Origin of the sequence: Pseudomonas rhizophila (genome assembly GCF_003033885.1) — a bacterium.
GTDB classification, from domain to species: Bacteria; Pseudomonadota; Gammaproteobacteria; order Pseudomonadales; family Pseudomonadaceae; genus Aquipseudomonas; species Aquipseudomonas rhizophila.
In genome coordinates, this window is the sequence record NZ_CP024081.1 from 5,920,763 (window position 1) to 5,941,162 (window position 20,400).

A 20,400-nucleotide genomic window follows, 5' to 3' on the forward strand; every position below is an offset into this window, starting at 1 on the left:
TTGCTCACAGGCCTTTAACCGGCTCGTGCCGAAACTGACCGTCTCGTTCTTCTTCGTTTCGGTCGTCCACGCATGTTCAAACTCTATTCCCGCTCGCTCCTCCTGTCCTTGTTCCTGGTCTTTGCCGAGTCCCAAGCCCTGGCGGCCGATCTGGGCGAGGCAAGGTCTTCCGAATGGGCCCAGCCGGTGGAAAAGCGCTACAACCTTTATCAAATGTTGCCGGCGCTTTACCGCAGCGCCTTGCCGGACGCTGATGCCTTGCCTCTGCTGACGAGGCTCAACATCGGCACAGTCATCACATTTCTGCCGGATTCGGACGCCAGTTGGTTATCCACACCCGGCGTCAAGCAAGTGCAGTTGCCTTATCGCACCAATCATGTGGACGACAGCGACATCCTCGCTGCCTTGCGCGCCATTCAGGCTGCCGAAACCGATGGCCCGGTATTGATGCACTGCAAGCATGGTTCGGACCGCACCGGGTTGGTGGCGGCCATGTACAGGGTGGTCGTACAGGGCTGGAGCAAAGAGGAGGCCTTGAACGAGATGACTGAAGGCGGCTTCGGCAACAACCCGCACTTCAAGGACGGGGTTCGTTACATGATGCGGGCCGATGTTGAGAAGCTCCGTGTTGCGCTGGCCAACGGCGACTGCAGTACCAGCGTTTTTGCTCTTTGCTCGCTGCAAAGCTGGGTCGGTTCCGTCATCACGACTCGTCAGCCCGACCCACAGGTTATTCGCCCTTCACCCTGACGGCTGACATCCCTGCAAAGGCTGCCACGGACTCGGCCAGAGGCCTTGAATCGCCAGGGCCGAATATTGTTTCACGCAACGCCCGGCCTGTTGTCCCGTTGAACAACCCCTCCTGCTCAAACCTTTGGAACGCGGTGATTGCCAACGCTTTTGACCAGGCATAGGCGTAAATCCGGGCCGCATAACCGGTCACCATGTAATCCAGGCCATTGGGCCAGCGTTCGCTCCCCCATGCGGGCAGATGCCCGACTTGGGCGCTGGCTTGATCGAATACCTGCTGAGCCGTGCGCCCATCGCCGTGGGTCAGGTGCAGTTCCATGTCAAACAGCGCGTTGCGCAGCAGCGAGGCGGTTTCCCAGCTGGCTTGAGTGTTGGCGAAGGTCAGCAACTGATCGGCGACGGCACCGGGCATGGCCGCGCCGGTCTGGTAATGCTTTGACAAACGGACCAGGCATTGCCGGGTAAAGCACCATTGTTCCAGTAGCACCCCGGCAAATTCCGAGGTGTCCCGGGAGAGCTCGGTGATGCCCGATACGTCGCGATACTCGGCGCGGGTCAACACATGGTGCAAGCAATGGCCGAACTCATGAAAGAGAATTCGCAGTTGCAGATGGTCGAGCAAGACCGGCGATGCATCTGAACTGCGCGCCAGCCAGCCGTGCAACACGGCGATGGGATGTCGGGGCCGGCCCTCGGCCGTGATGCGGCGGTTTCGCAGGGTGGTGGTGTTCGGGTAACCGTCTCTGTTCGCATCCTCGAACGGATCGAAATAGATGTAGCCGATGGTCTGGTCCCACTCGCGGACTTCGAAAAGACGCACGTCCGGATGCCAGGTGGCCGCGTCAGCGCGTTCGAGAATGTCCACCCCAAACAGATCCTTGGCGATCAGCAATAGCTGTGAAAAGGTGGACTCCAGCTCGAACCAGGCGCTGAGGGCCAGCTTCGAGATGCCGGCCGTGTGCTGACGAAGTTTTTCTACCAGATATGGGTAATCCCAAGGTTGAAGCTCGGTGAAACCTTGCCTTCGGGCAAATGCCCTGAGCTGTTCGGCGTCGCGGGCAAAGAGGTCCTGTTGTTGTTCAAGCTGATCGCGCAAGAACCCCATCACCTGTTCGGGAGACTCGGCTTGCTCAGGCTCGATGACCATTTGAGCGAAATTCGAATAACCCAGTAACGTGGCATATCGACGACGATCTTCCAGCAACCGTCTGAGCACCTCGCTGTTATCAAACCGGCCAGCGTCGGGGCCTTGGTCCGAGGCGCGCGTGCTGTAGGCCAGGTAAACCTCTTTGCGCAAAAGACGATTGTCCGCGTAGCTGGTGACGATGCCAAACGATGCATCACTGAGGGTCAGCAGCCATCCCGTGCGCCCGGCCTCGCGGGCCTGTTTGGCCAGCTGTTGTTTGAATTGCGGCGCCAGGCCGCTCAACTGAGCCTCATCGTCGAACGCTTTGCTCCAGGCCTTGTTGGCCTTGTGCAACTGATCGAGGAACAATTCCCGGCCCTGTTGAATGCGTTGCTGCAGGGCTTTCAAGTCTGACGGTGCGGTATGGGCCAACCCGTGCTGGCGAAACTGGCGCAGGGCCTTCTCCAGAACTCTTTTACGAGGCGGTTCGAAGTGCCTGGCAATCTCGCTGTTGGCCAAGCGATCATAGAGTTGGAACAATTGGCGATTGTGTCTCAGCGCGCTCTGGAAATCGTGCACCCGTTCGCTGCAGTCGAGCGAAGCCTGGGCCCAGTCGTCTCCTGGCCGGGTGGACGCCAGCAGATCCAGCAGGTCGTCGAAACCCTTCAAGCGGGCGTGAATCTCGTCCATGGCCAACACCAGGTCGTCCCAGGTGGGGAAAGGAGTCTGAGTCTTGATGATGTCGGCGACTTGATCGCGGCTCTCGGCAAGGATCCGGTCGAGGGCCGGTGAAAAATGTTTGGCTTGGATCTGCGCAAAGGGGGGCAGGTCATAGGCCTGCAACAGCGGATTGTCATTGTCGGGCATGGCAGCCTTCCTGTCTGTCTGGACTGGGGAACAGTCTGGAGAGGAAGGCGTGACGCGTTGCGGTATATATGTATCGCTTCCGGGCCGGGCGGCCCGGAAGGTGATGCCGAAGATTTCAGTCGGTTTTTTTCTTCAACTTGGGATTGGGGAAAAACTGTACCGCCTGGACCTTGGCGTCCGGGACTTTGAGCGCCGATGTGTTGACCCGGGTGCCCAACTCCTTGGGCACCGACAGGCCTTGTTCGTTGAGCGTGTCGGAATAACCGCAGGCCACACACTCACGGTGCGGCACGCCGTCTTCGTTCCACATCATCAACTTGTCCGGTTCGCTGCACGCCGGGCAGACTGCCCCGGCGATAAAGCGCCTTTTGGTAATCACAGGCCCCTCGCTCATGCTGCTGCGTCCTCGGTCAGGCCGCTGTGGCGCAAGAGTGCGTCAATCGATGGCTCACGGCCACGGAAGTCGACGAACAGCACCATCGGCTCCTGGGAGCCGCCACGGGCCAGGATCGCTTCACGGAAGGCGCGACCGGTGTCGGCGTTGAGCACGCCGTCCTCTTCGAACTTGGAGAACGCATCGGCCGACAACACTTCCGCCCACTTATAGCTGTAGTAGCCCGCCGCATAACCGCCGGCGAAGATGTGGGCAAAGCTGTTGGGGAAGCGGTTGTAGGCCGGTGGACGCATCACCGAGACTTCGTCGCGCACGCCTTCGAGCACTTGCAGCACGCTGCGTCCATCGCCATGGGTGGCGTGCAGCTCGAAGTCGAACAGCGAGAACTCCAGTTGGCGGACCATCATCAGGCCGGACTGGAAGTTTTTCGCCGCGAGCATTTTTTCCAGCAGGTCCTGGGGCAGCGGTTCGCCGGTTTCATAGTGACCGGAAATCAGCGCCAGGCCTTCGGGCTCCCAGCACCAGTTTTCCATGAACTGGCTCGGCAGCTCCACGGCATCCCAGGCCACGCCGTTGATGCCGGACACGCCGGCATGTTCGACGCGGGTCAGCAGGTGGTGCAGGCCATGGCCGAACTCGTGGAACAGGGTGGTGACTTCGTCGTGGGTCAGCAGCGCGGGTTTGCCGCTGTCGGCCGGGGTGAAGTTGCACACCAGGTTGGCGACCGGGCTTTGCAGCACGCCATCGAAGGTGCGCCGACGGTCGCGGGCGCCGTCCATCCAGGCGCCGCCGCGCTTGTTGGCGCGCGCGTAGAGATCGAAGAAGAAGCGGCCGACGTGCTGGCCGTTCTCCTTGATTTCGAACAGGCGCACGTCCGGATGCCAGCTGTCGAAACCTTTCAGTTCGGCGATCTCGATGCCGTAGAGGCGCTGCACGATGGCGAACAGGCCGCTCAGTACCTTGTCGATCGGGAAGTAGGCGCGCAGGGCTTCCTGGGCCACGCTGTAACGCTGCTGGCGCAGTTTTTCACCGTAGAAGCCGCTGTCCCAGCTTTGCAGGTCGGGGCAGCCCTGTTCGGCGGCGAACGCCTTCAGCTGTTCCAGATCCAGGGCGGCGAATGGTTTGCTGCGCTTGGCCAGGTCGCGCAGGAAACTGAGCACCTGATCGCTGGATTCGGCCATTTTGGTCGCCAGGCTCAACTCGGCGAAGTTGGCGAAGCCCAGCAGTTGGGCCAATTCCTGGCGCAGGTCGAGGATTTCTTCCATCACCGGAGTGTTATCGTTCTGACCGGCGTTGGGGCCTTGGTCTGACGCGCGTGTGCAGTACGCGGCATAGACTTCTTCACGCAGGGCGCGGTCTTCGGCGTAGGTCATCACCGCGTAATAGCTGGGGAATTCCAGGTTGATCAGCCAACCGTCCAGCTCTTTGGCCTGGGCGGCCGCGGCCATTTGCGCCTTGGCCGAGTCGGTCAGGCCGGCGAGGGCGGCCTCAGAGGTGATGTGTTTGGTCCAGGCTTGGGTCGCGTCCAGCAACTGGTTGGAGAAGCGGCTGCCCAGTTCCGACAGTTTGCTTTGCACTTCGGCATAGCGTTGCTGCTGCTCGGGCGGCAGATCGATACCCGACAGACGGAAGTCCCGCAGGGAATGTTCCAGGATGGTTTTCTGCGCCACGTCGAAACCGGCGGCTTCGGGGCTGTTCGCCAGGGCTTCGAAGGCCTGGAACAGCTCGCGGTTCTGGCCCAGCTCCGTGGAGTAAGCACTCAGCGCTGGCAGGCAGGCCTCGTAGGCTTCGCGCAGTTCCGGGCTGTTGCGCACGGCGTTCAAATGGCTCACCGGGCTCCAGGCCGCGCCCAGGCGATCATTGAGCTCGTCCATCGCCAGCACCAGGCCGGCCCAGGTAGGCTGCGTGGCCTGGGTCTTGAGGATCTCGGCAATGGCGGCACGGTTGTCAGCCAGGATCTGCTCGATGGCCGGTTGCACGTGCTCGGCACGGATCGTCGAGAACGGCGGCAGGTCGTAGGGTTGCAAAAGAGGGTTGTTCACGCTCACGGTTGACACCTTGGCTGGAAGAAACATGGACCCATCTTAATTACAATCGACGTTCACCGCAGCTAGCAGCGCCTATCACCGGATAAGAGAGAGCCTATCGTGACCCTTCGCACGTACCAGAATCACCGCCCACGGCTTGCCCGCGGCGCTTTTGTCGACAGCACCGCGGTGGTGATCGGCGACGTTGAAATCGGCGAAGACAGCTCCGTCTGGCCGCTGACGGTCATTCGCGGCGACATGCACCGCATCCGTATCGGTGCCCGTACCAGCGTCCAGGATGGCTGCGTGCTGCACATCACCCACGCCGGCCCCTTCAATCCCGATGGCTTCCCGCTGCTGATCGGCGATGACGTGACCATTGCCCACAAGGTCATGCTCCATGGCTGCTCGGTGGGCAGCCGGGTCTTGATCGGCATGGGCAGCATCGTCATGGACGGCGCGGTGGTTGAAGATGACGTGATCATCGGCGCCGGCAGCCTTGTACCGCCGGGCAAACGCCTGGAGAGCGGCTTCCTGTATGTAGGCAGCCCGGTAAAACAGGCCCGGCCGCTGACCGACAAGGAACGCGCTTTTTTCACCTACAGCGCGGCGAACTACGTGAAGCTCAAGGACCTGCATCTGGCCGAAGGCTACGACCAGGCCTGAACCGTCCCGCCACTGCCCAGGAATTTTCATGCATTACCCAACCGTACTCTTCGACCTCGACGGCACCCTCACCGACCCCCGCGAGGGCATCACCCGTTCGATCCAGTTCGCCCTGAGCCAACTGGGCATCGACGAACCCGACCTGACCCGTCTCGAGCACTTTATCGGCCCGCCACTGTTGCAGGCCTTCATGCAGTTTTATGACTTCGATGAGGCGAAAGCCTGGGAGGCGGTGAATTTCTATCGCGAACGCTTCAAAGTCACCGGGTTGTACGAAAACCGCGTCTTCGACGGTGTGATGCCCCTGCTGGAAACCCTGGGCGAGCAGGGCCGGCAGTTGTACATCGCCACCTCCAAACCCTGGGTCTTCGCCCGCGAAATCGCCCGCCACTTTGACTTCGCCCGGCACTTCAAAGTGATCTATGGCAGTGAGCTGGACGGTACGCGCACCGACAAAGTTGAGTTGATTGCTCACCTGATGGCTGAAGAAGGGCTCGACCCGGCGAATACCTTGATGATTGGCGACCGCAAACACGATTTGATTGGCGCTCGTAGCAATGGGCTGGATGCCGCGGCGGTGGGCTATGGGTTTGGCAGTTATGAGGAGCTGAATGCCGAGGGCCCGGCGTATCACTTTCAGACCCTGGATGAGTTGCATCGGGCATTTTTGCAGGGGTAGCCATATTGCTATCACGGACAAGCCTTGCTCCCACAAGGGGGCGGTGTTGTACATGCAAGCCGCGTTCACTGAGATCCATTGTGGGAGCGAGCCTTCTCGCGATGAGGCCGGATCAATCACCAGAACTTTTCGATCCTGCCAGCGCCTTCAGTGCCGCTTTGCGCTCATCAATCGGCAAACTGCCAAGCTTTTCCACTGCGGCATAAAACGCAACCCAGTCTCCGCCTTCCTGTTGAAACAGCGCCGCAAACGCTGGCACCCACTGGCTATACAACCCGAACGGCAATAGCCGTGCATTGTTCAGCGGCGCATAGACCCAGGCGTCGTAGCGTTTGTCGCCTGCCCACCGGGTGTCGCGCAGTCGCTGATAATCAGCGCGCAGGCGCTCGAACTCCTGGGCCTTGCGCTGGCGCATCTGTTCGGCTGGCAGGGGTTGGGTATAGAGCTGTTCCAGCCGCTGACGCGTGTCCAGGACCAGTTGGATGAATTGCTCGCGCTGGCGCATCCGTTTGCCATTGTCCGGGGCCAGCCCGCGACTGGCGCGCCATTGCCGGGTGCCTTGCTGTTCGACGAAGGTGGCAAAGGATTCATTGAATTCGGTGTCGTCCTTTACGTAGAAGCGCTGGTGCGCCAGTTCATGAAAGATCAGCGTCGCCAGGCGTTCGTCGCCCCAGTGCATCATTGAGCTCAGGATCGGGTCGTTGAACCAGCCCAGCGTCGAGTAGGCCTCTACGCCACCAATCGCCACATCCATGCCCCGCAAGCGTTGCAAGGCTGCCTCGCCACGGGCGGCGCCCTGGCTGTAGTAGCCGCGATAGGCCACGCAACCGGCGATGGGGAAACAGTGGTTTTGCGGGGCCAGGGAAAATTCTGGCGTGGCGAAGACATTCCAGACCACGAATGGGCGGCCAATGTCCGCATACAGGCGGTAGCTTTTGTTGTCCGGCAGGTGCAGCTGCGCACTGGCAAACGTTCGTGCCGCACGCGCCTGGGCCAGATGAGCCCGCAATGTGGGATCACGGGCGGGGTCGGCAATCACTTGGTCGATTGGCTCGCGGGCCTGCAACAGCCGTAGCTGTCCACTGGCGAGCTGACTGTAGTAACCCACGCTTGCACAACCGTTGAGTAACAAAAGCAGGAGGCCTGGAAACAAAATCCGGAAAACACGGTCGAGTAACCGATGGCTTGGATGCGGCCTGATCAATTGGAATCACCCTGGGAAAGTCTGCCCACAAGACTATCCCGCCTGCCTGGAGCTTCGCTATGCGCGTATTGATGCTGACGAGTGGCCTGTTGCTGCTGAGCGGTTGCGCCGGTTTGCCCGATCCCGATCCGTCGCAGGCATGGATCGACCTGGGAAGCCATCAGGACACGGCGCTGCAAGCGCTGGAAGTCGATGACAAGACGTCTCTCGACCGACGTTATTTTGAAGTGCAGCCGGGCAGCCATGAGCTGACGGTGCGTTATCAATTTGCCGTCGAGCCCGGCAACATCGGCCCGAATGCCGAGCCACTGTGGCGCGATTGCCGGTTGAATGTGAAGTTCAAGGACTTCAACGCAGGCCAGCGTTATCAGTTGCAGGCTGGCAACATCGGTTTCCGTCCATGGGCCAAGCTCTATGATCAACAGCGAAAAGTCGTGGGCCAAGGCACGCCAGCAGGCTGTCAGCAAAGCTGATCGGCGCTATTCTCATTGTCTGACTTCAGGAAATCATCATGCGCCTACCTCTGCTGCTATTGGCCTTTGTCTCCATGAGCGGCTGTGCAACCAGCCCGCCGCCCAAGGTTGATCCGAACATGGCCTGGATCGACTTCGCCACGCCCATGCCGGGCGGCAAGATGCTGATGGCTGAAAGCCTGGATGGCCAACGACTGCAGGACGGACGTTTCTTCCAGGTTTCTCCGGGCAGCCACGAACTGAAAGTGCGTTTCGACTTCGAGGTGCCTGGCGGTGGTGGGCTGGGTATGCAAGCCGAGCCGCAAGAGCGGCTGTGCTACATGCTTGTGCGTTACGACCATTTCGAGGCGGGCCAGCGTTATCGCCTGGAGGGTCGCAATCTGGCGTTTACCCCCAGCGCCCGACTCTATAACGCCAAGCGTGAAATCGTGGCCGAAGAACGGCAGGTCAATTGCGTTCCGTAGGACGGCTTAGCTGTCGTTCTTCTGGTAGATGATCTTTTTGGTGCCGTTTTCGCAACTGCCCACGACCATATTTTCATCATGCACTTCATCATTGGTCACGATTTCCAATGTGTAGGAAGGCACGTTATTCGCCTGGATCTTCGCTTCGATTTCAGCTTTCAGTTCTCCACAGGACTTGGGGGCCGCGAGGGCCGACGTGGCCAATGCGCAACTGATGACCGCCAGGGCGAATCGTTTCATGCTCGAATTCCTCATGACAGCGCGCACTGCCTGTGCGCTGAAACTGCAGGTGTGCATTCGACCACAATTGCTGCAGGGTAAACAGATCACAGCCTTCAGCCGCAGTTGAAGGCTGTGATGGGTATCGCATCAGCTCACCAGCGTCGCATCCAGCGTAATCTTGGCGTTCAGCACTTTGGAAACCGGGCAACCTTCCTTGGCCTTGTTGCTCAGCTCTTCGAATTGCTCCTGGCTGGCGCCGGGGATCTTCGCTTTAAGCGTCAGTTTCACTGCCGTAATCGCAAAACCGCCCTCGACCTGATCGAGGGTGACATCGGCGTTGGTATCGATACTGCTGGCTGTGAGCCCAGCCTCGCCAAGGATCATCGAAAACGCCATGGAGAAGCAGCCCGCATGGGCCGCGCCGATCAGTTCTTCCGGGTTGGTGCCCTTGCCGCCTTCGAAGCGCGCCTTGAAGCCATAGGGGGCTTCGCGCAGCACGCCGGTTTCCGTGGAGATGGAGCCGATGCCGGTTTTCAGGTCACCTTCCCAATGAGCCGATGCTTTCTTGATGATAGCCATGTCTGCCTCCTCAATATCCGGCGCGAGGGTTCGCGCCTGGGTGTTTTTCGTTGTCAGGGTTGTGAGGATAGACCGCCCGATAAAGTTCATCCTGTCGATTAGCCGACCGATTTAGTAGGAAATTTCATGGTAGCTATTGAAACTCGGGTATATGCCCACATTGCATGGAACACACCTATAGAAACGGCAGGCTTTTGCCCGTAGGAAAAGCCCCTCATGCCGTTGGAGATGCCGGCCCATGAAACAGCTGTCCGAAGTGAAGTTCTCGACCCTCGACCTCGTGCCTGTGCGCGCTGATGGCAACGCTGCCCAGTCCTTGCGCAACTCGCTGGACCTGGCGCAGCACGTGGAAAAATACGGCTACACCCGCTTCTGGGTCGCCGAGCACCACAACATGGATGGCATCGCCAGCTCCGCGACGGCGGTCCTGCTGGGCTATCTGGCGGGGGGCACTTCGACCATTCGGGTCGGCTCCGGCGGCGTGATGCTGCCCAACCATGCGCCGTTGATCATCGCCGAACAGTTCGGCACGCTCGAAAGCCTCTATCCAGGCCGTATTGATCTTGGCCTGGGGCGCGCGCCCGGGTCCGATCAGATGACTGCCCGGGCGTTGCGTCGCGAGCGCTCCGGTAGCGCGGACGATTTCCCTGAAGACGTGGCCGAACTGATGCGCTACCTCGGCCCACGTACGCCGGATCAACGCATCATCGCCATGCCCGGCACCGGGACCAACGTGCCGGTCTGGCTGCTGGGCTCGAGCCTGTTCAGTGCGCAACTGGCCGGCGAGCGCGGCTTGCCCTACGCCTTCGCTTCCCATTTCGCACCGCGCTACATGCATGAGGCGATCCGTATTTATCGCAATCACTTCAAGCCGTCGGCGGTGCTCGACAAGCCTTACGTGATGCTCGGCGTGCCTTTGGTGGCAGCCGACACGGACGAACAGGCTGATTACCTGGCGACCTCTGTGTATCAGCGGATCCTGGCCCTGATGCGTGGCCAGAGCCTGGTGCAGCGCCCGCCTGTGGAAACCATGAACGGTCTCTGGTTGCCCCATGAGAAAGAGGCGGTTGGTGACTTCCTGGGCCTGGCCATGGTCGGCGGCCCGCAGAAAATTCGCGCCAAGCTCGAAGTGCTGATCGAGCAAACCCAGGCCGATGAATTGATCTTCACCAGCGACCTGTATGAGCATGCTGATCGCCTGCACTCCTATGAGTTGCTGGCGCAGGTCATGAAAGGCTGATCACGCGCATAAAAAAGCCGACGCATGCGTCGGCTTTGACCTTCCTGAAGTATCAGCCCTTCTTGTAGACGATTTCCTTCGTGCCGCCTTCGCAGGAGCCGACGACGTCTCCGTCAGTAGCCGTACCCTTATCGACAATTTCCAGCGTATAACCCGATGCACCTTTGGCATCGATTTTCGCTGCGATCTCGCTTTTCAGCTCCTCGCATGGCTTGCCGGCGGCAAACGCAGTACCCGCAAGGCTCAGCAAACCCAGGGCCAACATCAAATTTTTCATCGCTCGCACTCCTTGGTCGGATCAATAGGGCAGGGATCGAACAGACATGACGCGCTTGCCAGATAGCGCATCGCCATTCCCTATGGCACTCCGCCAGCGTGCAAGTTCACAGCCCGTCAGCTATTGGCAATGCGGAAGCCGACTTTAATGGTCACCTGAAAGTGCGCGGCCCGGCCATTTTCGATGTGTCCGCGGGTTTCCGTGACTTCGAACCACTCCAGGTGCTTGAGGCTTTTGCTGGCTTCGGCCAGCGCATTGTTGATGGCGTCTTCGATGCTGGTGGGAGAGGAGCCGACCAGTTCGACTTTTTTGTACGTGTGGTGATCACTCATGACGTTCTCCTTGGTTGTCTTTAACAGCCTAGCAGCGAATTTTCGCCTTACGTGTGTCGCCTTTTACCGGGTGAAAGTTCAGATTTACTGCACTTTCAGAAACGGCTGGAGTCCCAATTCACACACGCCACTCAACCACTGCAGGAGAGAGCCACCATGGCCAGCAATTCGTTACGTAAAGCCTCGTTGCAAAGCATGGAAGCGGAGATCGAGAGTCTGCTCAAGTCGTTGGAAAGCCTGAAGGACGACGCTTCGGACGAGTCGCGTAAGACCCTCAAGTCGCTGAAGGCAAACGCCGAAAACGCGCTGAAACATTCCCGGCATCTGCTGAGCGACGCGTATGAAGAGGTCAAGGTGAAAACCCGTGAAACCGGAATCGCCACCCGTGATTACGCTCAGGAGCATCCTTGGACCACCGCTGGCGTCGCGGTCGGGGCCCTGGGTTTGTTGGCGGCTTATTTGCTGTGCAAGCGCGGCGACTGAGTCGGCTGGTTCAGCTCATGCCTGAGCCATTGCGCCAATTGCCGAGCGCGCCCGTCCGCGGCGCGCTTGGGTAGCCACAACGCCAGTCGCGCCGGGGTTTCGTCAAAGCCCCACGGCGCGACCAGGCGCCCGGCGCGCACATCCTCGGCGACCAGCGGTTCGGGTGCGATGGCCACCCCGAGCCCCGCCACGGCCGCCTCCAGCAAGTAATACAAATGCTCGAAACCCTGCCCGAACTTCAGCGCCTTGGGCTCAAGGGCGTTTTGTCGTGCCCAGGTGGGCCACGCCTGGGGACGGGAGGTGGTATGCAGCAGCGCCTCGCCCAGGATTGCACTTGGCGGGGCGTTTTGCAGACGGGCGAAACCGGCGTAATGAGGGCTCATGACCGGGCCGATCCGCTCGCTGACCAGTTCATAGACCTGCATGTCTGCCGGCCACGGCGGTTCTGCGAATACCAGCAACGCGTCAAGCCCCGGTCGCCTCGGGTCCAGGTCGCCTTCGCCAGCGGAGAGATGCAAACGCAGATCCGGCAGGTCGGCGTTGAGCCGGCCCAGGCGAGGAATGAACCAGCGCGCCAGCAGACTACCGGAACAGCCCAATACGAATGGTGCATCTGCCGTGCTTTGCGTCAGCTGCGCACAGACGGTACGTAATCGCTCGAACGCCTCGGCGCTGGCGTCGCGCAGACGCATGCCCGCATCTGTGAGTTTAAGGCCGCGCCCCTCCTTGATGAACAGGCTGACGCCCAAGTGTTCTTCCAGCACCTTCAACTGTCGGCTAACCGCACCATGGGTGACATGCAGCTGTTCGGCCGCCTGACTGACGCTGTTCAGGCGGGCAGTGGCTTCGAAGGCGCGCAAGGCGTTGAGAGGGGGAAGGTCATGGCTCATTTTATCTGTGAGTTTTCCTGACAGGTTGCAGCGATCTTATCGGTTTTCAGCGCGGGATGTCAGGGGTAGAGTGGACCTCATTGTCTTTTTACGCATTCGCCTGGAGCGCCCGATGACCCAGCCTACAACCCCTTTCAACCTGCGCAGTGGCCCGGACGCCAACGGTCTGTTCGGTGCATTCGGCGGTCGTTATGTGGCCGAAACCCTGATGCCGCTGATCCTCGATCTGGCCCGCGAATACGAAGCGGCGAAGGAAGATCCGGCGTTCATTGAAGAACTGGCCTACTTCCAGCGTGATTACGTCGGACGCCCAAGCCCGCTGTATTTCGCTGAGCGCCTGACCGAATACTGCGGCGGCGCCAAGATCTACCTCAAGCGCGAAGAGCTGAACCACACTGGCGCGCACAAGATCAACAACTGCATCGGCCAGATCCTGCTGGCGCGGCGCATGGGCAAGAAACGCATCATTGCCGAGACCGGCGCCGGCATGCACGGCGTGGCCACGGCGACCGTGGCCGCACGTTTCGGTCTGGATTGCGTGATCTACATGGGGACCACCGACATCGAGCGCCAGCAGGCCAACGTGTTCCGCATGAAGCTGCTCGGTGCCGAAGTCATCCCAGTGGTCGCCGGCACCGGTACCCTCAAGGATGCTATGAACGAGGCGCTGCGCGACTGGGTGACCAACGTTGACAGCACGTTCTACCTGATCGGCACCGTGGCCGGCCCGCACCCGTACCCGGCCATGGTCCGCGACTTCCAGGCAGTGATTGGCAAGGAAACCCGCGATCAGTTGCAAGCCCAGGAAGGTCGTTTGCCCGACAGCCTGGTGGCGTGCATCGGCGGGGGCTCCAACGCCATGGGCCTGTTCCATCCGTTCCTGGACGACAAGAGCGTGGAAATCATCGGCGTCGAAGCCGCCGGCTACGGTATCGAGACCGGCAAGCATGCTGCCAGCCTGAACGGCGGCGTCCCCGGTGTATTGCACGGCAATCGTACTTTCCTGTTGCAGGACGACGACGGCCAGATCATCGATGCCCATTCGATTTCCGCTGGCCTCGATTACCCGGGTATTGGCCCTGAACACGCCTGGTTGCACGACATTGGTCGAGTCCAGTACACCTCGGTCACCGACGCCGAAGCCCTGGAAGCCTTTCACAAATGCTGTCGCCTGGAGGGAATCATTCCTGCCCTGGAAAGCGCCCACGCCCTGGCTGAAGTGTTCAAGCGTGCCCCGAACCTGCCCAAGGATCACCTGATGGTGGTCAATCTGTCCGGCCGTGGCGACAAAGACATGCAAACCGTAATGCACCACATGGAACAGTCCCAGCAGGAGAAACACTGATGAGCCGCCTGCAAACCCGTTTTGCCGAACTCAAGGAACAGAACCGCGCCGCCCTGGTGACTTTCGTGACCGCTGGCGACCCGGACTACGACACCTCGCTGGCGATCCTCAAGGGCCTGCCGGCGGCGGGTGCTGACGTGATTGAGCTGGGCATGCCGTTCACCGATCCGATGGCCGACGGCCCGGCGATCCAGTTGGCGAACATCCGCGCCTTGGGCGCACAGCAGAATCTGGCGAAAACCCTGCAGATGGTTCGCGAGTTCCGTGAAGCCAATAGCGATACGCCGCTGGTGCTGATGGGCTACTTCAATCCGATCCATCGCTACGGCGTGCAGCGTTTCATTGGCGAAGCGCTGGACTCTGGCGTGGACGGGCTGATCGTGGTGGACATGCCACCTGAGCACAACAGTGAGCTGTGCGAGCCGGCCCAGGCGGCCGGTCTGGACTTCATTCGCCTGACCACGCCGACCACCGATGACGTGCGTTTGCCGACCGTGCTCAACGGTAGTTCTGGCTTTGTGTATTACGTCTCGGTGGCCGGCGTGACCGGCGCCGGCGCCGCGACGCTGGAACATGTGGAAGAAGCCGTGACGCGCCTGCGTCGTCACACCGATCTGCCGATCAGCATTGGTTTTGGCATTCGCACGCCGGAACAAGCTGCGGCCATCGCACGGTTGGCCGACGGGGTTGTGGTCGGTTCGGCCCTGATCGACCATATCGCCAGCGCTGAGACGCCGGAGCAGGCGATCGATGGGGTGTTGAGCCTATGTGCTGCCTTGGCTGATGGGGTGCGTAAGGCGCGGATTAGCTGATTGCCTGATTGAGTCTGCCAGTAATAAAAAGGGGTTCAGAACCGAGTTCTGAACCCCTTTTTGGCTTCAAGGCAACTCCAACCCGCCACCCGCCTTGTGCAGCTTACGCAAATGCTCGCCTATCTCTTTGACGTTAGCCTCACTGGCACTGATTTCTGCCGCGCGGCTTGGCTCAAGCAAGGCCCTGACTTCCTTATCCAAATCCCCTGTCAGTGTTTGAAGCTGTTTCTGACGCAAGCTGCTTTCGGATTCCAGTCGCTGCCATTCGCTGGGCTGCGGTAGCCCGTAACCGCTGCTGCCCAGCAACTCGGCGGGGCGGCTCAGGAAACCGCTGTTGGCGAGGATCTGCTGCAGTGTCGCGTTGGCCCTTTCCATGCCGCCGTTCTGTAATTCACGGGCACCGAGGTAGCGCTGCTTGACCTCATCCTGGGCCAATAACAGTTGTCGGCGATAGCTGGCCTGTTCCAGCAGGAGTAACGCCGCGCTGGTGCGCAGGTCGGCCCGTTCAAACCATGGCCGGCGTTCTGCGGCGCTCAGGGCCAGCCAGTCTTCCACGTTTTGTTGCTTGATCGGCAAGTGTTTCTTCAGCACTTCGAACATGGCCTGATACCGCTCCCGGAATGAGTCGAAGCGGTAGCCCAGGCGCAAGGCTTCCTTGGGATCATCGAGCACGCTGGTATCCGCCAGACCTCGCCCCTTGAGCACTTCCAGCAAACCGTTGGGCATGATGCTGTCCAACCCCTTGAGCTGCGCATTGTTGCTGCCGCTGCGCAGCAATTTCAGGCTTTCCACCGCGCAATTGTTGGACAGGAAGTAATAGTTGCCGTCATAGCTCCAGTGCATTTCGGCGGCGTGTTCAACCGTGTCCTCGATCTCGGACCGTGTCAGGTTCAGCGGCACCGAGGCCAGGCTGCGCAGTTCGGTCTTGGTGTATTCATCGATGACCTGGGCCAGCGGCAGTACGAACAGGCGCGACGGGTATTTGCCCACCAGGCCATCCCAGCTCGACAGCTGCACATCGCCCACGAAGGCGCGGTATGACAGCACCAGGTGTTGATCCAGATCCAGCCGGCAATCCGGCCCACGGGGGCGGTCCGGCGCGCAGATCACCAGCCGCAGCATGCTGTGGCCCCAGCGGCTGACCCAGTTCTGGTTGGCTTCGGCCAAGAGGTAATCGATGGCGTAGACCCGCTCTGGATCAACCTTGCCCAGTGGCGTCTTGGCAAAGTCGTTGCCGGCGTTGAGGAACGCGAATGACGGGGCGCAGGTATTCTTGGCGGCGGGGGCCCAGCCAAAGTGTTCCTGATAATAGCGATACAGTGCTGGCCGTCGGCAGGCGTAACTCGGGTCCAGGAGAAAGTACTCCATGTTGACCGCGACGAACTCCTTGGGGCTGCTCGTTTCGTAGATGTCCGGGCTGCGGGCGACCTGGCGATTATGCTGTTCCCGTTCACCACGACGGCCGACGTATTGCGGCCAGCCGGCGAGGTCCAGCAAGCGGGGATCATCACTGAGGGTGAAGCGGCGGTCGTTCTGGCCCCGGCATTCATCGGGAAGGCCGATCAGCCCGGCGCTGCTGGTGCGTCGGGTGCAGCGTTGGATCAGCGCGCGTTCGGCGTTTGGCCATAAACGCGAGCGATCATAAATGTGGGTCAGTTCATGCAGGACCGTGGCGAGCATTTCCCGCCGCACGGTGCCGTGGGGCCGATGGGTCTTTTGCGTGGCGGCACTGCCGTCGGTGAGGCTGTCGAGCAGGTTGCGATTGAGGTCCAACTGCGACACCAGCGAGGCCTGGCCGTAGGCGTTGGCGGGCATCCGGTCGGTCCAGCCCACATTGATGCGTCGGTCCAGCTGTTCGATGAATCGCGGCGGCAGGGCCTGCATCGCTTCATCGAGCAGCGCCTGGCTGGCCTGCTGTTGCGCCGGGGTCAGTCCTTCGTCGTTAAGGTGCAGTTGCAGGCCGGCCTGGGCGGTGCTGCTCAAGAGCAGCACGACCCCGGCCGTCAGCCAGACGGCGAACGGCCTCACAATGCGAGGATGGCTTCGGCGAGAACCTGGTCACTGGCGTCGCGGGCTTCCGGTACGCGGGTGCGCAAGGTGTCGAAGGCGGCCTCGAGGTGAGCGCCACGAATTTCCCCGTTACTGGCGACGAAACTGGCCGCATCGTCATGGGCTTCACGAACGATTTTCGAGTCACGGATGGATGTGGTGGTGTCGGAGGTGAAATCGATCGTGCGCTGGGAGGCGCGAACGACGATGTTACTGGTGGCTACCAGGGTTTGTGCCTGGGCCACATCGGCCAACACCAGCAGGCCTAGGGTGGCAGCAATCAGCGGGCTACGCATGGAACGACTCCGAAGAATAAAGATAACTATTGGACGAGAATTGCCTGTGCCAGTTCAAGGTCGCTGACGTGAAGTTTTGGTTGGGTCCGGTGTAGATAATCCAGGGCCGACTCCAGTTGCGCACCTCTCAACTGCCCATCGCTGGCAACGAATGCCGCAGCGTCATCGTGGGCGGCGGCGATCAGTTTATGGTCGAAGGGCGCGGAGGTCACCATGCTCGTGGCATAGCCGCTGATCACGACTTGCTGGGTGGAGACATCGAAAGCATGGGCCGGAACGGACCAGCATAAAGCGCTGAAGAAAAAAGCGAGGGACAGATCTGAGTAGAAACGCATGGGACTCGACTGTTGATGGTGAGTCCGAAGGCTAGCGCAAACCACTGCGCCAGAGCCAGCGCTGAAACATCGGAACACCATTGGCGTCCCGATGTTTCATGTCTGGAATCAGATCACCAGGATGGCTTGGGCCAGCTGCGCGTCGGAGGCGTTCAACTGCGGCGCCTGCTGACGGATGTAATCCAGAGCGCTTTCCAGTTTCACACCGCGGATGGCGCCGTTGCTGGCGACGAAACTGGCCGCATCGTCACGAGCGGCCAGGACAATTTTGTCGTCGCGAAACGACGAAGTGATATCGGACGTTGCGTCGGAAGTGGCCTTGAGCGCACCCACGAGGGAGTCGGTGGTGACGATAAAACTACTGGCATTGGAGTGTGCGGCTACGGCCAGCAGGGCGGCGGCGCTGAGCAGACGAAGACGGATCATGATGAAACTCCTTGAATAATGAAGTGGTGCCGGTGCGTGTAGCTGGAAGAGAAGACGCATGCTCGACCCGCTTCGCCACGTTCGTTTCGATATTAGGTCAGAACGAGGTGGATGACAGCTTGGCCATTGGCAATTTCCACGCTTCTACAACAGCTCGATAAAACTGTACTGGTTATTTTCTAACTATTCTTAACTGTGCAGGTGCGTGGTTTTTGGCAAAACCAGGCCTCTGAAACGACAAGACCCGTCGCGGTTTCCCGCGACGGGTCTTGTTTGTTCAATTCGGTGCTGGCGGTGGACCCGGTGGGTCAGGGCCAGCGACGCTGAGTTAGCGCCAGAACGGCTTGCTCAGCTCTTCGTAGCGTTGTGCTTCGCTGATACCGGCGTCAGCCAGCAGGCGTGCATCCAGACGGGCCAGTTGGTGGCGGCTGGCGATGCGGCGCTGCCACAACATCAGGTTAGCGATAACGCGAAGAGGCAGGGAAGCCTGGTTTTTTTCAGCTTTGTCTTCGAAGAACAGCTCGGAACTGAGTGTACGTTCCATGGTTGACATCCTTCCGCTTATGGCGGGATTAGGTAGTGGTTTAACTGGTGCCCATGATCCTCTCGTTTGGCCAGTCTCTCTAGATACAGTTCACCTGTAATGTGAGAGACCAGTTAACTGTTAAACGGTGGTGTACTGGTCGATATTGAGGCAACTGTACCTGTGTGCACTATTTTCGTGCGTTTTTGCTGTGAAAGCGGAGATGTGTAGGAGTTTGCTGTAGGAAATCACAGGTACAGTAGTACAGTTTTTGTGGTTTGTGGGCTGAAAGCGATGGCCAGTGAAAACTGTATTTGCTGCCAGGGTGATCCAGCTGTATTAAACCGCCAGCATCTGCCCGGTCTCTTCCAGATTCAGGTGCCAACTCAGTGCATCGCGCAGGATGTGCGGTGTATGTCCGCCCAAGGCGCACGCCGCTTCAAAATACTCGTTCAATGCCTGGCGATAGGACGGATGCACGCAATTGTCGATGACCACCCGCGCCCGCTCCCTTGGCGCCAGGCCACGCAGGTCGGCCAGGCCAATCTCCGTCACCAGGATGTCGACATCGTGCTCGGTATGGTCCACGTGGCTGACCATCGGCACGACACTGGAAATTGCGCCGCCCTTGGCGATCGACTTGGTCACGAAAATCGCCAGATGTGCATTACGCGCAAAGTCCCCCGAGCCGCCTATCCCATTCATCATCCGCGTGCCGCAGACATGGGTGGAGTTGACGTTGCCGTAGAGGTCGAACTCCAGTGCCGTATTGATGGCGATGATGCCAAGGCGGCGTACCACCTCGGGGTGGTTGGAAATTTCCTGGGGGCGCAGGACCAGCTTGTCCTTGTACTTCTCCAGATTGCCGAATACGTCGGCATTGCGCCGGCCCGACAGCGTAATGGAGCTGCCAGAGGCGAAGCTCAGTTTGCCGGCGTCGATAAGGTCGAATGTAGAGTCCTGCAGGACCTCTGAATACATGGTCAAGTCTTCGAATGGGGAGTCGATCAGCCCGCACATCACGGCATTGGCGATGTTGCCGATCCCGGCCTGTAATGGACCGAGTTTATTGGTCATGCGCCCGGCGGCGACTTCCTGTTTGAAGAAGCCGATCAAATGATCGGCAATGGCCTGGGTGTCGCTGTCCGGCGGCATGACTGTCGAAGGCGAATCCGGCTGATTGGTGATGACAATGGCGGCGATTTTTTCCGGCGGTATCGGGATGGCGGTGCTGCCGATACGGTCGTCGACCTTCACCAAGGGAATCGGTGTGCGGGTCGGGCGATAGGTCGGGATATAGATGTCATGCAACCCTTCCAGATCAGGGTTGTGGGCCAGGTTGATTTCAACAATGACCTGCCTGGCGAAAATAGCGAAGCTGGCCGAGTTGCCCACCGAGGTGGTGGGCACGATATGGCCCTGCTCGGTAATGGCCACGGCTTCGATCACTGCAATGTCCGGCAACTTGAGCTGGGCGTTACGCAATTGCTCGACGGTTTCCGACAGGTGCTGGTCGATGAACATCACCTCGCCAGCGTTGATCGCCTTGCGCAACGTGCTGTCGACCTGGAATGGCATGCGCCGGGCCAGTACGCCGGCTTCGGTGAGTTCCTTGTCGAGGTCGTTCCCCAGGCTCGCACCGGTCATCAGACTGATTTTCAGTGGCGTGACCTTGGCGCGCTCAGCCAGGGCGTGGGGCACTGCTTTCGCTTCTCCGGCGCGGGTGAAACCGCTCATGCCGACGGTCATGCCGTCCTGAATCAGCAAGGCTGCTTCTGCAGCGCTCATCACTTTGTTCAACAACGAGGGCAGGCGGATGCGATCACGGTACATGGGTGGTTATCTCGGGCTGGAAGCTGGATGCGCAGTCTAGTGAATTCGCGCCGTGCCCGACCCGCTACAAAAGTCGCATTTAAGGCGTCTATTACGGGCGTTTCAGGC

General features: G+C 60.0%; 24 protein-coding genes. 9 read left to right on the forward strand and 15 right to left on the reverse strand.

Features of this window, described 5'->3' with window-relative positions:
* Positions 1-72 precede the first annotated feature (72 nt).
* Positions 73-750: a phosphatase domain-containing protein gene (locus tag CRX69_RS27415; RefSeq protein WP_107323209.1), complete on the forward strand. Its 678-nt coding sequence runs from the start codon at positions 73-75 to the stop codon at positions 748-750.
* Here the strand turns inward: CRX69_RS27415 and CRX69_RS27420 are convergent.
* From CRX69_RS27420 to prlC, 3 genes are all read right to left on the reverse strand, one after another.
* Positions 731-2,743: a M3 family metallopeptidase gene (locus tag CRX69_RS27420; protein ID WP_107323210.1), complete on the reverse strand. Its 2,013-nt coding sequence runs from the start codon at positions 2,741-2,743 to the stop codon at positions 731-733. The two genes, CRX69_RS27415 and CRX69_RS27420, sit on opposite strands and share 20 nt — an antisense overlap.
* Before the next feature lie 115 nt (positions 2,744-2,858).
* Positions 2,859-3,137, reverse strand: coding sequence for a YheV family putative zinc ribbon protein (locus tag CRX69_RS27425; protein WP_047230061.1), 279 nt, complete (start codon positions 3,135-3,137; stop codon positions 2,859-2,861).
* Complete coding sequence (gene prlC / locus CRX69_RS27430; protein WP_107323311.1) at positions 3,134-5,185, reverse strand: oligopeptidase A; 2,052 nt, start codon at positions 5,183-5,185, stop codon at positions 3,134-3,136. The genes CRX69_RS27425 and prlC overlap by 4 nt, the downstream gene beginning before the upstream one ends.
* A gap of 99 nt (positions 5,186-5,284) precedes the next feature.
* Between prlC and CRX69_RS27435 the strand changes: the two genes are divergently transcribed.
* On the forward strand, positions 5,285-5,830 hold the full coding sequence (locus CRX69_RS27435) for a gamma carbonic anhydrase family protein (protein WP_107323211.1): 546 nt from the start codon (positions 5,285-5,287) through the stop codon (positions 5,828-5,830).
* Between the two features lie 28 nt (positions 5,831-5,858).
* Positions 5,859-6,509: an HAD family hydrolase gene (locus CRX69_RS27440; protein ID WP_107323212.1), complete on the forward strand. Its 651-nt coding sequence runs from the start codon at positions 5,859-5,861 to the stop codon at positions 6,507-6,509.
* 112 nt (positions 6,510-6,621) lie between these two features.
* On the opposite strand, the gene CRX69_RS27445 is transcribed toward CRX69_RS27440, so the two are convergent.
* Positions 6,622-7,713: an aminopeptidase gene (locus CRX69_RS27445; protein WP_107323213.1), complete on the reverse strand. Its 1,092-nt coding sequence runs from the start codon at positions 7,711-7,713 to the stop codon at positions 6,622-6,624.
* Positions 7,714-7,772: 59 nt separating this feature from the next.
* On the opposite strand from CRX69_RS27445, the gene CRX69_RS27450 reads away from it, so the two are divergent.
* Together CRX69_RS27450 and CRX69_RS27455 are read left to right on the forward strand one after the other, a co-directional pair.
* On the forward strand, positions 7,773-8,186 hold the full coding sequence (locus CRX69_RS27450; protein ID WP_047230066.1) for a PA0061/PA0062 family lipoprotein: 414 nt from the start codon (positions 7,773-7,775) through the stop codon (positions 8,184-8,186).
* 38 nt (positions 8,187-8,224) lie between these two features.
* On the forward strand, positions 8,225-8,650 hold the full coding sequence (locus CRX69_RS27455; RefSeq protein WP_047230067.1) for a PA0061/PA0062 family lipoprotein: 426 nt from the start codon (positions 8,225-8,227) through the stop codon (positions 8,648-8,650).
* 6 nt (positions 8,651-8,656) lie between these two features.
* On the opposite strand, the gene CRX69_RS27460 is transcribed toward CRX69_RS27455, so the two are convergent.
* A complete protein-coding gene (locus tag CRX69_RS27460) occupies positions 8,657-8,890 on the reverse strand; it encodes a DUF1161 domain-containing protein (RefSeq protein ID WP_107323214.1) in 234 nt (77 codons plus the stop codon).
* 129 nt (positions 8,891-9,019) lie between these two features.
* Positions 9,020-9,451 carry an OsmC family protein gene (locus CRX69_RS27465; protein ID WP_047230069.1) on the reverse strand — a complete coding sequence of 144 codons (432 nt, stop codon included), beginning with the start codon at positions 9,449-9,451 and terminating at the stop codon, positions 9,020-9,022.
* A gap of 238 nt (positions 9,452-9,689) precedes the next feature.
* On the opposite strand from CRX69_RS27465, the gene CRX69_RS27470 reads away from it, so the two are divergent.
* Entirely contained in the window at positions 9,690-10,691 is a 1,002-nt protein-coding gene (locus tag CRX69_RS27470) for an LLM class flavin-dependent oxidoreductase (RefSeq protein WP_058544936.1), read from the forward strand.
* Between the two features lie 52 nt (positions 10,692-10,743).
* Here the strand turns inward: CRX69_RS27470 and CRX69_RS27475 are convergent, their stop codons facing one another.
* A complete protein-coding gene (locus CRX69_RS27475) occupies positions 10,744-10,968 on the reverse strand; it encodes a DUF1161 domain-containing protein (RefSeq protein ID WP_047230071.1) in 225 nt (74 codons plus the stop codon).
* A gap of 116 nt (positions 10,969-11,084) precedes the next feature.
* The gene (locus CRX69_RS27480) at positions 11,085-11,300 is read right to left on the reverse strand and encodes a dodecin (RefSeq protein WP_003177209.1); all 216 of its coding nucleotides are present in this window, start codon (positions 11,298-11,300) and stop codon (positions 11,085-11,087) included.
* A 156-nt stretch (positions 11,301-11,456) separates the two neighbouring features.
* On the opposite strand from CRX69_RS27480, the gene CRX69_RS27485 reads away from it, so the two are divergent.
* Entirely contained in the window at positions 11,457-11,783 is a 327-nt protein-coding gene (locus CRX69_RS27485) for an ElaB/YgaM/YqjD family protein (protein ID WP_003196426.1), read from the forward strand.
* Here CRX69_RS27485 and CRX69_RS27490 read toward each other — a convergent pair.
* Positions 11,756-12,673 (reverse strand): LysR family transcriptional regulator, encoded by a 918-nt coding sequence (locus CRX69_RS27490; RefSeq protein ID WP_047230072.1) that lies wholly within the window; start codon positions 12,671-12,673, stop codon positions 11,756-11,758. The genes CRX69_RS27485 and CRX69_RS27490 overlap by 28 nt on opposite strands.
* Before the next feature lie 112 nt (positions 12,674-12,785).
* Between CRX69_RS27490 and trpB the strand changes: the two genes are divergently transcribed.
* Both trpB and trpA read left to right on the forward strand, forming a co-directional pair.
* Positions 12,786-14,018, forward strand: coding sequence for a tryptophan synthase subunit beta (gene trpB / locus CRX69_RS27495; RefSeq protein WP_047230073.1), 1,233 nt, complete (start codon positions 12,786-12,788; stop codon positions 14,016-14,018).
* Positions 14,018-14,830 carry a tryptophan synthase subunit alpha gene (gene trpA, locus CRX69_RS27500; RefSeq protein ID WP_107323215.1) on the forward strand — a complete coding sequence of 271 codons (813 nt, stop codon included), beginning with the start codon at positions 14,018-14,020 and terminating at the stop codon, positions 14,828-14,830. The genes trpB and trpA overlap by 1 nt, the downstream gene beginning before the upstream one ends.
* 66 nt (positions 14,831-14,896) lie before the next feature.
* Here the strand turns inward: trpA and CRX69_RS27505 are convergent, their stop codons facing one another.
* The 6 genes from CRX69_RS27505 to CRX69_RS27530 all read right to left on the reverse strand — a co-directional run bounded on the left by CRX69_RS27505 (position 14,897) and on the right by CRX69_RS27530 (position 20,292).
* Positions 14,897-16,858, reverse strand: coding sequence for a DUF7844 domain-containing protein (locus CRX69_RS27505; protein ID WP_107323216.1), 1,962 nt, complete (start codon positions 16,856-16,858; stop codon positions 14,897-14,899).
* Positions 16,855-17,175 carry a DUF2388 domain-containing protein gene (locus CRX69_RS27510; RefSeq protein WP_047230076.1) on the reverse strand — a complete coding sequence of 107 codons (321 nt, stop codon included), beginning with the start codon at positions 17,173-17,175 and terminating at the stop codon, positions 16,855-16,857. Before CRX69_RS27510 ends, CRX69_RS27505 begins: the two co-directional genes overlap by 4 nt.
* A 26-nt stretch (positions 17,176-17,201) precedes the next feature.
* A complete protein-coding gene (locus CRX69_RS27515; protein ID WP_047230077.1) occupies positions 17,202-17,510 on the reverse strand; it encodes a DUF2388 domain-containing protein in 309 nt (102 codons plus the stop codon).
* A gap of 108 nt (positions 17,511-17,618) precedes the next feature.
* On the reverse strand, positions 17,619-17,936 hold the full coding sequence (locus CRX69_RS27520; protein WP_047230078.1) for a DUF2388 domain-containing protein: 318 nt from the start codon (positions 17,934-17,936) through the stop codon (positions 17,619-17,621).
* Positions 17,937-18,264: 328 nt separating this feature from the next.
* Entirely contained in the window at positions 18,265-18,480 is a 216-nt protein-coding gene (locus CRX69_RS27525; protein ID WP_047230079.1) for a DUF1127 domain-containing protein, read from the reverse strand.
* A 318-nt stretch (positions 18,481-18,798) separates the two neighbouring features.
* A complete protein-coding gene (locus CRX69_RS27530) occupies positions 18,799-20,292 on the reverse strand; it encodes an acetyl-CoA hydrolase/transferase family protein (RefSeq protein ID WP_047230080.1) in 1,494 nt (497 codons plus the stop codon).
* Between the last annotated feature and the right edge of the window lie 108 nt (positions 20,293-20,400).